Source organism: Enterobacter sp. AN-K1, assembly GCF_020971765.1.
In the GTDB taxonomy this organism is placed as follows: domain Bacteria; phylum Pseudomonadota; class Gammaproteobacteria; order Enterobacterales; family Enterobacteriaceae; genus Enterobacter; species Enterobacter hormaechei_C.
The window spans coordinates 4,122,290-4,134,067 of sequence record NZ_CP087390.1 but is presented as its reverse complement, the minus strand read 5'-3'; the positions used below and the strand labels follow the sequence as shown (position 1 = coordinate 4,134,067).

12 protein-coding genes are annotated in these 11,778 nt (G+C 57.5%); 4 read left to right on the top strand and 8 right to left on the bottom strand.

All coding sequences use genetic code 11. From position 1 onward, the window contains the following. The first annotated feature begins 6 nt into the window (after positions 1–6). Genes chuS through LOC22_RS19630 form a run of 4 tightly spaced genes read left to right on the top strand, consistent with a single transcriptional unit; the run spans position 7 to position 3,614 of the window. Positions 7–1,035, top strand: a complete 1,029-nt coding sequence (gene chuS, locus LOC22_RS19645; RefSeq protein ID WP_023296351.1) for a hematinate-forming heme oxygenase ChuS — start codon at positions 7–9, stop codon at positions 1,033–1,035. Beyond that, positions 1,032–1,850, top strand: a complete 819-nt coding sequence (locus LOC22_RS19640; RefSeq protein WP_230239141.1) for a heme/hemin ABC transporter substrate-binding protein — start codon at positions 1,032–1,034, stop codon at positions 1,848–1,850. The genes chuS and LOC22_RS19640 overlap by 4 nt, the downstream gene beginning before the upstream one ends. After that, complete coding sequence (locus tag LOC22_RS19635) at positions 1,850–2,842, top strand: FecCD family ABC transporter permease (RefSeq protein ID WP_017384648.1); 993 nt, start codon at positions 1,850–1,852, stop codon at positions 2,840–2,842. Before LOC22_RS19640 ends, LOC22_RS19635 begins: the two co-directional genes overlap by 1 nt. Beyond that, the gene (locus tag LOC22_RS19630) at positions 2,835–3,614 is read left to right on the top strand and encodes a heme ABC transporter ATP-binding protein (protein ID WP_193041962.1); all 780 of its coding nucleotides are present in this window, start codon (positions 2,835–2,837) and stop codon (positions 3,612–3,614) included. Before LOC22_RS19635 ends, LOC22_RS19630 begins: the two co-directional genes overlap by 8 nt. Here LOC22_RS19630 and selO read toward each other — a convergent pair. From selO to pheT, 8 genes are all read right to left on the bottom strand, one after another. Then, positions 3,611–5,053 (bottom strand): protein adenylyltransferase SelO, encoded by a 1,443-nt coding sequence (selO, locus tag LOC22_RS19625; protein ID WP_039270979.1) that lies wholly within the window; start codon positions 5,051–5,053, stop codon positions 3,611–3,613. The genes LOC22_RS19630 and selO overlap by 4 nt on opposite strands. Positions 5,054–5,114: 61 nt before the next feature. Continuing rightward, the gene (locus LOC22_RS19620; protein ID WP_045349033.1) at positions 5,115–5,828 is read right to left on the bottom strand and encodes an EAL domain-containing protein; all 714 of its coding nucleotides are present in this window, start codon (positions 5,826–5,828) and stop codon (positions 5,115–5,117) included. A 292-nt stretch (positions 5,829–6,120) separates the two neighbouring features. Next, the gene (locus LOC22_RS19615; RefSeq protein ID WP_015570730.1) at positions 6,121–6,585 is read right to left on the bottom strand and encodes an NlpC/P60 family protein; all 465 of its coding nucleotides are present in this window, start codon (positions 6,583–6,585) and stop codon (positions 6,121–6,123) included. Between the two features lie 72 nt (positions 6,586–6,657). After that, the gene (gene btuD, locus LOC22_RS19610) at positions 6,658–7,413 is read right to left on the bottom strand and encodes a vitamin B12 ABC transporter ATP-binding protein BtuD (protein WP_015570731.1); all 756 of its coding nucleotides are present in this window, start codon (positions 7,411–7,413) and stop codon (positions 6,658–6,660) included. Then, positions 7,413–7,964 (bottom strand): glutathione peroxidase, encoded by a 552-nt coding sequence (locus LOC22_RS19605; protein ID WP_015570732.1) that lies wholly within the window; start codon positions 7,962–7,964, stop codon positions 7,413–7,415. The genes btuD and LOC22_RS19605 overlap by 1 nt, the downstream gene beginning before the upstream one ends. Before the next feature lie 33 nt (positions 7,965–7,997). Next, on the bottom strand, positions 7,998–8,978 hold the full coding sequence (btuC, locus tag LOC22_RS19600; protein WP_017693588.1) for a vitamin B12 ABC transporter permease BtuC: 981 nt from the start codon (positions 8,976–8,978) through the stop codon (positions 7,998–8,000). 103 nt (positions 8,979–9,081) lie between these two features. Next, positions 9,082–9,381 (bottom strand): integration host factor subunit alpha, encoded by a 300-nt coding sequence (gene ihfA, locus LOC22_RS19595; protein ID WP_003857805.1) that lies wholly within the window; start codon positions 9,379–9,381, stop codon positions 9,082–9,084. 4 nt (positions 9,382–9,385) lie between these two features. Continuing rightward, positions 9,386–11,773 carry a phenylalanine--tRNA ligase subunit beta gene (gene pheT, locus LOC22_RS19590; RefSeq protein ID WP_015570734.1) on the bottom strand — a complete coding sequence of 796 codons (2,388 nt, stop codon included), beginning with the start codon at positions 11,771–11,773 and terminating at the stop codon, positions 9,386–9,388. Positions 11,774–11,778: the final 5 nt, after the last annotated feature.

Here is an 11,778-nt window from a genome sequence, read left to right as displayed (position 1 = left end):
AAGATTATGGGTCACTACACACGCTGGCTTGAGCTTAAAGAAGAACATCCGGGTAAGTACGCCCGTGATATCGCCGGATTAATGCACATCAGCGAAGCAGAGCTGGCATTTGCGCGCGTTGGACACGACGCCTGGCGGCTGCGCGGTGAAATCCGTGAGATTCTGGCAGCGCTGGAGTCGGTGGGGGAAACCAAATGCATCTGCCGTAACGAATACGCCGTTCACGAACAGGTCGGGGCGTTTACTAACCAGCACCTCGGCGGCCACGCCGGACTGGTGCTGAATCCGCGCGCGCTGGATCTGCGTTTGTTCCTCAACCAGTGGGCGAGCGCGTTTCACATAAGTGAAACGACCTCCCGCGGCGAACGTCAGAGCATTCAGTTCTTCGATCATCAGGGCGACGCTTTACTGAAGGTCTACACCACGGATCACACCGACGTTGCCGCCTGGGGCGACGTGCTGACCCGTTTTATCATTGCCGATAACCCCACTCTGGCACTGAAGGCTGTCGATGCCCCTGCGCATTCCGACGGTGCTGATGCAGGCTCGGTGGAGAAAGAGTGGCGCGCCATGACCGATGTGCATCAGTTCTTTAGCTTACTGAAGCGCCATAACCTGAGCCGCCAGCAGGCGTTTCGTCTGGTGAGTGACGATCTGGCCTGTAAGGTGGATAACAGCGCGCTGGCACAGCTGCTGGAGACGGCGCGACAGGACGGAAACGAAATCATGATCTTCGTCGGCAACCGCGGCTGCGTGCAGATCTTCACCGGTGTGGTGGAAAAACTGACGCCCATGAAGGGCTGGCTGAACATCTTCAACCCAACCTTTACCCTGCATCTGCTGGAGGAGACTATCGCCGAGACGTGGGTAACGCGCAAGCCTACGGCGGACGGACACGTTACCAGCCTGGAGCTGTTTGCTGCGGACGGCACTCAGATCGCCCAGCTCTACGGGCAGCGTACCGAAGGCGAGCCTGAGCAGAGCCAGTGGCGCCGCCAGATTGACGCCCTGACGCCAGAAGGGCTGGCCGCATGAAAAACTGGTTCGCCCTGCTCTGCGCCCTGCCGCTGGTCGCCGTCGCCGCGCCGGAGAGAATTGTCGCCCTCGGCGGCGACGTGACGGAGATCGTCTACGCCCTCGGCGCGGAGTCTTCTCTGGTTGCGCGCGACAGTACCAGCCAGTGGCCGCAGGCGACAAATGCGCTGCCTGACGTGGGGTATCTTCGCCAGCTGAATGCGGAGGGAATTTTGTCCGTACGCCCGACGCTGGTGCTGGCAAGCGACCAGGCGCAGCCCTCTCTGGCGCTGAAACAGGTTGAACAGAGCCACGTCCGGGTGGTTACCGTTCCCGGCACGCCTGACCTGCGCGCGATTGACGAAAAAGTACAGGTGATAGCTCAGGCGACGCATCATGAGGCGCAAGGGGAAACCCTGCGCAACTCGCTGCGTCAGGCGCTGGCGGCACTGCCCTCAACACCGCTCAACAAGCGGGTGCTGTTTATCCTCAGCCACGGCGGAATGACCGCAATGGCGGCCGGGCAACAGACCGGCGCGGATGCGGCAATACGCGCCGCCGGGTTGCAGAACGCCATGCAGGGCTTTACCCGCTATCAGCCGCTTTCCCAGGAGGGGGTGATGGCCAGCCAGCCGGATCTGGTGGTGATTTCGCAGGACGGTCTTAACGCGCTGGGCGGCGAAGAAAATCTGTGGAAACTGCCCGGCCTGGCGCAAACGCCAGCGGGACGAAGCAAGCAGATGCTGGCTATTGATGATATGGCCCTGCTGGGCTTCAGCGTCCGCACGCCGAAAGCCATACAACAGCTGCGTGCCAGAGCGGAGCAACTGCCCTGATGTCCCGGCGCATCACGTTATCGTTATGGCTTCTGGCGGGGTTGCTTACCGTCATGACGTTCATGGCCACCGGTTTTGGGGCGTTACGCCTGCCGGTGAACGTGCTGTGGAGCGGCAGCGATGAGACACTACGCCAGATCTGGCTTACCATCCGTCTGCCCCGCGTACTGCTGGCGCTGGTGATTGGCGGATCGCTGGCGCTCGCCGGCTGCGTCATGCAGGGGCTGTTCCGCAATCCACTGGCCGACCCGGGCCTGCTCGGGATCAGCAGCGGTGCGGCGCTGGCCGTCGCCCTGTGGGTGGTGCTCCCGCTCTCGCTGCCTGCGCTGGTGATGCTTTACGCCCCTATGCTGGCGGCATTTCTTGGGGCGCTGGCAGCCACTGGCGTGATCTTCCTGCTCAGCAAGCAGCGTGACCCCTCTCTGTCACGTCTGTTGCTGGTGGGTATCGCCATCAATGCCCTGTGCGGTGCGGCAGTGGGTGTGCTTTCGTGGGTCAGCAATGACGCCCAGCTGCGTCAGCTTTCACTCTGGGGAATGGGAAGTCTTGGTCAGGCACAGTGGTCAACGCTGCTCGCCGTGACCTCGCTGATGGTGCCTGCCGTTCTGGCGATCTGGCGTTGTGCCAGCGCATTAAATTTACTGCAACTGGGTGAGGAGGAAGCGCATTACCTTGGCGTGGACGTTGCCCTTGTACAGCGAATATTACTGTTATGCAGCGCCCTGCTGGTCGCTGCGGCTGTCGCCGTCAGCGGCGTGATTGGCTTTGTCGGACTCGTGGTGCCGCACCTGATGCGCATGTGGCTGGGCGCCGATCACCGGGCAACCCTCCCCGGCACGGTACTCGCGGGCGCATTACTGCTGCTGGTGGCGGATACGGTCGCGCGCACCCTGGTCGCTCCGGCAGAAATGCCGGTCGGCCTGCTCACCAGTATCCTTGGTGCACCCTGGTTCTTATGGCTCATTTTTCGTCGTGGAGAACAGCATGGCTGAACGTTATACGGCTGAAAATCTTACTTTTATCCGATCTGGCCGCACGCTGACAGATAACGTTTCGCTGTCACTGTCGCAGGGAGAGCTGGTTACATTGATCGGCCCCAACGGCGCGGGGAAATCCACGCTGCTGCGGCTGCTGACCGGCTACCTGAAACCCGACAGCGGCGGCTGTTCGCTGGCGGGAAAAGCGCTGGATGAATGGCATCCGCAGACGCTGTCCCGCTATCGGGCAGTGATGCGCCAGCAGTCTCAGCCTGGATTTGACTGGCAGGTGGAGGAGATCGTTGGCATGGGGCGTGCGCCCTGGACGCGTCACCCGGAACCGTCGATTGTGCGTGAGGTGTTGCAGCTGACCGGTTGCCTGCCGCTGGCCGGCAGGCGTTATCATGCCCTCTCCGGCGGCGAGCAGCAGCGCGTCCAGCTCGCCCGCGCGCTGGCGCAGCTGTGGCGTGACGGAACGCCGCGCGGCTGGCTGTTTCTCGACGAACCCACTTCAGCGCTGGATCTCTACCACCAGCAGCATCTGCTGCGCCTGTTGAAATCGCTGACCCGTCAGGGCCATCTTCACGCCTGCGTGGTGCTGCACGATCTCAATCTTGCCGCATTATGGTCGGACCGGATCCTGCTGTTACACAACGGCAGGATTGTTTCTCAGGGCATACCGGAGACGGTTTTGCAGGCCGACGCGCTGGCACACTGGTACGGTGCGCAGGTGCACGTCGGCAGACATCCGGCGCACGCCGCACCGCAGGTTTTTCTCGCCCCTTAGCTTGAGCAGCTCACTTCCAGCCGCTTGCCCCAGTCCGGCGGGCGGCTGACATAGTCATCCTCCCGGTCGGCAAACGGCGTGCGCAGGGCGATATGCAGCCGATGCAGCTCGGTATAATCCCCCTGCTCTGCCTGCTCAATGGCCCGCTGCGCCAGCCAGTTGCGCAACACCATCGCCGGGTTAACCGCCTTCATCCGCGTCTGGCGGGTATCGTCATCAATCTGTTCCTGCTGTAAACGCGTCCGGTAAACGGCAAACCAGTCATCAAACGCCTGACGATCGATGAACTCGTCGCGCAGCGGTGACGCGGCGCTCTGCTGCGCGGTCTGGCTCAGCATACGGAAGGTTCGGGTATAGTCGCTGCCTTCACGCACCATGATGGCAAATAGCCCATTCAATAGCGCGTTATCGCCTTTTTCCTGCGTCATCAGCCCCAGCTTGTTGCGCATTAACACACCATATTCTCGCAGCAGGATCTCCTGATAGCTGTCCAGCGCATCGTTCAGGGCATCGACGTCGATAAACGGCGACAGGCTTTGCGCAAGCCGCTGAAGGTTCCACAGCCCCACCGCAGGCTGGTTGTCGAAACGGTAACGCCCCTGATAGTCCGAATGGTTACAGATGTAACCCGGCTGATAGTCATCAAGGAAGCCGTACGGACCGTAGTCAAACGTCAGCCCTAACAGGGACATGTTGTCGGTATTCATCACCCCGTGGGCAAAGCCGACGGCCTGCCAGCGGGCAATCATTGCGGCAGTGCGCGCGACAATATCCCGGAACCAGAGAACATAGCGGTCCGGCTCGTTTTGCAGGTGCGGCCAGTGACGGCGAAGGGCGTAATCGGCAAGCTGGCGGACCTTATCCGGCTCGCGGCGATAGTAGAAGTGTTCAAAATGACCGAAACGCAGATGGCTTTCCGCAACGCGGACCAGCATCGCTCCCTGCTCCATCGTTTCACGGGCCACCGGCGTGTCGCTGGTGACAATGGAAAGCGCGCGTGAGGTAGGGATCCCCAGGGCATGCATCGCCTCGGAAGCCAGACCTTCACGGATGGTTGAACGCAGCACCGCGCGGCCATCCCCCATGCGTGAGTACGGGGTTAGCCCTGCCCCTTTCAGGTGCCAGTCGAGCGTTTCGCCATTCGGCAGAAGTTGTTCACCCAGCAGGATGCCGCGGCCATCGCCGAGCTGTCCCGCCCAGACGCCAAACTGATGTCCGCTGTAGACCTGAGCCAGCGGCTTCATGCCCGGGAGCAGCGTTTCGCCGCCCCAGACGCCGGCGCCTTTTTCTGGCTGAAAAAGCGTCGAAGGGATGCCAAGCGAATCCGCTAATGCATCGTTATGCCAGATAAGACGCGCGTTCTGTAATGGCGTTGGCTTAAGCGCGGTGTAAAAGCCGGGTAATTCATCGTGCCAGTGAGCAGTAAAAGACAGGGTCATAAGTCCTCCTGCTTTAAGTGTAGAGGGTTTCCCTGGACGTAAACACGGGCGAAGAAAGGGGTTATTGCTGAACGAGAGTCGTGACCCGCTCTGCCGGGACGGCAGGCCACAGGCTTCCCTGCATTGCACCGAAATTGAAGGGCAGCACGCGTTCTAAGATGCCGTGATCGTCAATTCCCGAGACCATGACCGACTGACAATGCGGCGCGATCTGCCAGAGAATGGCGCGCATAAAAGGCTCAAACGAGAGTGCCGACGCGCGCTGCTGGATAAAGTTTTTATCCAGAATCACCCGTTTGAACAGACCATCATAAACCGGTTTAAGGGAAGATGCCCCTGCACCAAAGTTAGCCAGTACTAAGGGGAAATGGATCGCCATTCTTGCCAGACAGGTATCGTCTTTCCCGTTATTTAAACCTGGATAGTTCTCATTAACAGTAAACTCAAGAAACGGATAACGCTCGAGGATTGAAACAGCGTTCTCATTAGTTAATAAAAACTCAACAATTGCAGGTGTAATATTGATCCATGCAATTAACTGATGCTGAATAAAAAATAGCTTACAGGTATCGAGTAATTGCAGTTTCTCCTGAAACAGCGCTAATTCATCTTCCTGAGAAAGATGTGGGATAACCAGTTCAGTCGGGATCCGTACGTCCGCACCCACGCCAGTAAAGTTAACCAAAATCTCTAAACCTTTAAGCAAACCTGCACTATCACGCGCCGGAAGGAGTAAAAGTTCAGACTGGTAAGCATTATCTAGCGTAATAATCATCGCGCTTGTCCTGCATTAAAGATGAGAGAGAACATCCTGGAGCAATTGCAGGCACAATTCCACTGTCTTGATTTTAATAAGATTAATTTCATTCTTTCCGTATTAATTTTCAGATTTTTCCCTGAATCTAAATTAATTTTATCCTGGTTATTGAATAATAGCCAGTTTTAGATAAAACAGGCACATGCGGACATAAATAATTGGGCAAAAATTTAACTTTAATCAACCCGCAAGAAAAGCCTGACGTCTATTTTCACCGCCAGGCCCTCCGCACTGCATTTTTATGCAGCGGTTAAATACGTCTGGCCTGCCAGAAGTTTTTACGCCAGTAAACATTATCCAGAGAGGAGCGCATCACGCCACGGCTGGTCGAGGCATGAATGAACTGATTATCGGTATCATAGATGCCGACATGAAGGCCGCTTTCACCGGAGCCCGTTTTAAAAAAGACCAGATCGCCGGGCAGGAGCTCGTCTTTATCAATTTCAGTGCCGATTTTCGCCTGCATACGCGTTTCACGCGGAAGCTGGAGGTCAAATTTATCGCGGAAGGTCATCAGCACAAATCCCGAGCAATCCACCCCGCCCCGGCTCATGCCGCCGTAGCGATAAGGTGTGCCGCGCCAGTTGCTGAGCTGATCGTTCAGGCTGGCAATGACCGTAATGGAATCGGAAAGCCGTGGGTTGGGCGGAGGTGCACGATGGCTGCTGCATCCTGCAAGAAAGAGCGCCGCAACAAGGAGAAACCAGAATCGCATTTCAGACGAATCCTCTGCTTTTTTTGTTCTTTCGGTAATTTAGCGTGCATCTATGCAGCTGTGCAAGAAAGGTTATTCCTGCGCCGTGGAAATGAGCATCTTGTGGCCTTCAATATCCAGCCTCCGGAACGACATGTGGTAAGCGCTCGCAAGATTGGCGGCCGTCAGCACGCTGTCGCGCGTTCCGCTGGCAATCAGCTTGCCACGCGCCAGCAACCACACCCGATGCGCGTGGCGCAACGTATGGTTTAAATCATGGCTGCTCATCACAATGGCAATCCCCTTGCGACACAGCGCGCTGAGCAGGGTATCCAGCGCTGCCTGTTGGGCAACGTCCAGCCCACTCATCGGCTCGTCCAGCAGCAGCAACCGCCCGTGAGGATTTCCCGCCGGATGGATCTGAAGGATAACGGCCGCCAGACGCACGCGCTGCCACTCGCCGCCGGAAAGCTGATTTGCCTGCCGGGTAAGCTTGTCGTCTAACCCGAGTGCCGCAGCAACCTCGTTGAGCAATCCCACCTGATTTTTGTCAGGCAGATGCAGCGTCAGGTAGTGCCAGACGGGCATCGCAAAGGGCGGAACCTGCTGCTGAACCAGATAGCTTCGACGGGAGGCAAGTGTAGCGGGTAGCCAGTCGACGAGCGATTGCCCGAGAAAGGTAATCTTTCCTTCCCCGGTGGTCAGCCCCGCCATGCACGCCAGTAGCGTGCTTTTTCCGGCGCCGTTTGGCCCAACCAGGTGAAGGATTTCACCTGCGTTGACTTCGGCGGTAACAGGCTCAAGACGCCCCTTGCCGGCAACGTCCGTGAGCTGCATCAGCAGCGTCATTATTTCGCCAGCGCCAGCTTAATTGATTCCATCACGATAGGATCTTCAGGCGTCATGTCAGGCGAAAAACGCTGCACGACCTGACCGTCACGGCCAATCAGGAATTTTTCGAAGTTCCACAGAATATCATCCGGATAGAGCGGCGCGCGGCCTTTACTTGCCATACGCTCATAGAAACCACTCTCTTCAGGCGCAACGGCGGTCGGCGCCGCGGCCACCAGTTTGGCATACAGCGGATGACGATTTTCCCCGTTCACATCAATTTTGCTGAACATCGGGAACGTCACGCCATAGGTTGTGCTGCAAAAGGTCTTAATCTCCTCTTCGCTGCCCGGCTCCTGGCCCAGGAACTGGTTGCACGGGAAGCCGAGTACGGTAAAGCCGTCTTTTTCCCAGGCTTTATGAATGTTTTCCAGCAGTTCATACTGCGGCGTAAGGCCACATTTCGACGCCACGTTCACGATGAGCAGCACCTTGCCCTTGTAGCCTTCCAGCGTGGTTTTCTCGCCGTCAATGGTCGTCACTTCGGTATTCAGAATATCAGACTGCATAGCATTCCCTCAGGTTGACTTACAGGTTGTGTTTTAACGTCCAGCTTTTAATAGTAGCCAGATAAAGACCGGTGCGCCCAGCGTTGCGGTCACCACGCCTATGGGCAACTCAGCGGCCGTCAGGGCGAGCCGGGCGATGATATCGGCAACCAGCAGCGTTGCCGCCCCGGCAACCGCCGAGGCCGGGAGCAGGGTTCGGTGGTCCGTAATGCCGCACAGGCGCAGCATATGCGGGATCACCAGCCCAATAAAGCCAATCGCCCCCGCCAGCGCCACGCTTACGCCTACCATCCAGCCAATGGCGATAACCAGCACGTTGCGCCAGAATCCAATCGGCATCCCGAGCTGGCGAGCAGACGTTTCGCCCAGCGCGAGAATATTAAGAGGCTGCGCCTGGAACGCCGTCCACAGGATGACCGGGATCAGGAGCACCATCAGCCACCCCTGACGCCAGTCAACACCCCCAAATCCCCCCATCATCCAGTACATTAACTGGCGCAGATCGAAGGAGGTAGAAAAGTAGACGGCCCAGGTCATCAGCGCACTACAGATGATCCCCAACGCTACCCCCGCAAGCAGCAGCCGACTGGTGGATAAGTGGCGGCGGGCAAAGCGCAGAAGGATAAGGGTTATCAACAGCGCGCCAAGGATGGCGCTGAGGCTAATCCCCCAGCCGGAGAGCTCGCCTCCCCCCAGCATCACGGCGGCGATAAGCCCGACGCCTGCGCCATTTGACACCCCGAGAAGCCCGGGTTCCGCCAGAGGGTTTTCAAATAATGCCTGCATGATCGTGCCGCACAGCGCCAGCGCAGCGCCGACTAAAAGGACAGCCAGCGTCCGCGGCAGGCGGATCTGCCAGACAAAGAGTTGTCCTTCAGGCGTAAACCAGCTTTCCGGCCCCAGCCACCGATCGCCCGCACACAGGCTGACGGTGGTGGCGACAATCAACAGCACCCCGAGCAGACACAGGCGGCGAAGATCGGAGCGGTGCTGGCGGCGGGCAAGATCAAGCATAGACGATAGGTTATCCGGTTGAGATATCATTGATTTTACGGCGGGTTTAGCAAATAGCGCAAAGAAAAAAGGCCGCGTGAGCGGCCTTTTTAGTTAGTTCATATTACTCTGCTTTGGGCGTTGCGTTTTCGACACGGCTTTTTAACTTCTGTCCGGGTCTGAAGGTCACCACGCGGCGGGCTGTAATGGGAATATCTTCCCCCGTCTTCGGGTTACGGCCCGGACGTTGGTTTTTGTCTCGCAAATCAAAATTGCCAAAACCGGAGAGTTTAACCTGCTCACCATTTTCCAGAGCACGACGGATCTCTTCGAAAAACAGCTCTACCAGCTCTTTGGCATCCCGTTTGCTAAGCCCAAGCTTATCAAACAGATATTCTGACATTTCAGCTTTTGTAAGCGCCATAGGTTCAATCCCTCAATGATGCCTGGAATCGCTCTTTTAATGCCTCTACACATTTGGCGACGGTAGCGGCAATCTCCTCTTCTTCGAGTGTACGGCTGGTATCCTGAAGGATAAGGCTAATAGCGAGGCTCTTGAAACCTTCTGCTACGCCCTTGCCGCGGTACACGTCAAATAAGTTTACGCCAACTACCTGATTTACGCCAACTTTCTTACATTCGGCCAAAATATCTGCTGCGGGCACATTTTCAGCGACCACAACCGCGATATCACGGCGGTTTGCCGGGAAGCGGGAGACGTCCTGCGCCTGAGGAATGACGCGGTCTGCAACCGGGTTCCACTCCAGTTCGAATACGATGGTACGGCCATTCAGATCCAGCTTACGTTCCAGTTCCGGGTGAACAACCCCAATGAAACCAACACGTTTGCCGTCTAAATAGATCGCCGCACTCTGACCCGGATGCAGGGCTGGAATCGCTTCTGCGCGGAATTCAATTTCGGATAATTTACCGGTCAGATCGAGAATCGCTTCCAGATCGCCCTTCATATCGTAGAAATCAACCGTCCCTTTTGCCAGGTCCCAGTGCTCTTCAAAGCGGTTACCGCTGATGGCGCCGGCCAGCATGAGATCCTGACGGATGCCTAAATTCGCCTGAGTATCCGGTACAAAGCGCAAACCGCTTTCGAAAATACGCACGCGGTTTTGCTGACGGTTCTGGTTATAAACGATAGTACCCAGCAGCCCCGTCCACAGGGACAGACGCATCGCTGACATCTCGCTGGAAATCGGGCTTGGCAGGATCAGCGCTTCCTGACCCGGGTGGATCAGCTGTTGCAGCTTAGGATCAACGAAGCTGTAGGTGATCACTTCCTGGTAGCCTTTGTCGTTCAGCATGGTTTTCACACGCTTCAGAGACAGATCGGCCTCGCGATGGCTGCCCATCACCAGACCCGCCTGCACCGGCTCGTCAGGGATGTTGTTGTAGCCGTAAACGCGGGCCACTTCTTCCACCAGATCTTCCTCGATCTCCATGTCAAAACGCCAGGACGGCGCAACGGCTTTCCACTCGTCCTGACCCTCAGTAACTTCGCAGCCCAGACGCGTCAGAATGTCGGTCACCTGCGCATCGGCAACGTGGTGACCAATCAGACGATCCAGTTTGCTGCGGCGCAGGGTAATGGTCGCACGCTTCGGCAGCGTCGCTTCGTTGGTCACATCGATAACCGGACCCGCTTCGCCGCCGCAGATGTCGATCAGCAGGCGAGTCGCACGCTCCATCGCTTTGTATTGCAGCGCAGGATCCACGCCACGCTCGTAGCGGTGAGAAGCATCAGTGTGCAGACCGTGACGGCGTGCGCGGCCGGTGATGGAGAGCGGGCTGAAGAACGCGCATTCCAGCAGGACGTTTTGCGTCTCGTCGTTAACGCCAGAGTGCTCGCCGCCGAAGATCCCGCCCATCGCCAGCGCTTTGTTGTGATCGGCAATCACCAGGGTGTCAGCGTTCAGTTTCGCTTCGCTGCCGTCCAGCAGAACCAGGGTTTCTCCCTCTTTCGCCATGCGCACGACGATCCCACCTTCGATACGATCTTTATCAAAGGCGTGCATTGGCTGGCCCAGCTCCAGCAGAACATAGTTGGTGACGTCGACGACTGCATCGATAGAACGGATACCGCAGCGACGCAGTTTCTCTTTCATCCACAGCGGGGTTGGCGCTTTAACGTTAATACCTTTCACCACACGACCGAGGTAGCGTGGGCAGGCCTCAGGCGCGTCTACCTGTATCGGCAGCACGTCACTGATGGTTGCCTCAACCGGAGCGATCTCCGGCACGTTCAGTTCAGTCTGGTTCAGCACGGCCACGTCGCGGGCCACACCGATGATGCCTAAACAGTCAGCACGGTTTGGCGTTACGCTGATTTCGATGGTGTTGTCATCAAGCTTCAGGTATTCGCGGATATCAGTACCAACTGGCGCATCCTGCGGCAATTCAATAATGCCAGAGTGATCGTCGGAAATACCCAGTTCGGAGAAGGAGCACAGCATGCCTTCAGACGGCTCACCGCGCAGCTTAGCCGCTTTGATTTTGAAATCGCCCGGCAGCACCGCACCGACGGTCGCCACGGCCACTTTCAGGCCCTGACGGCAGTTTGGCGCACCGCAGACGATATCCAGCAGACGGTCACCGCCCACATTGACTTTTGTTACGCGCAGTTTGTCAGCGTTAGGGTGCTGACCGCACTCAACCACTTCACCCACGACCACGCCGGTGAAGGCGCCAGAAACCGGCTCTACACCGTCAACTTCCAGACCCGCCATGGTGATCTGGTTGGAAAGCGCGTCGCTGTCCAGCGTGGTGTTCACCCATTCGCGTAACCACAGTTCACTGAATTTCATTGTTC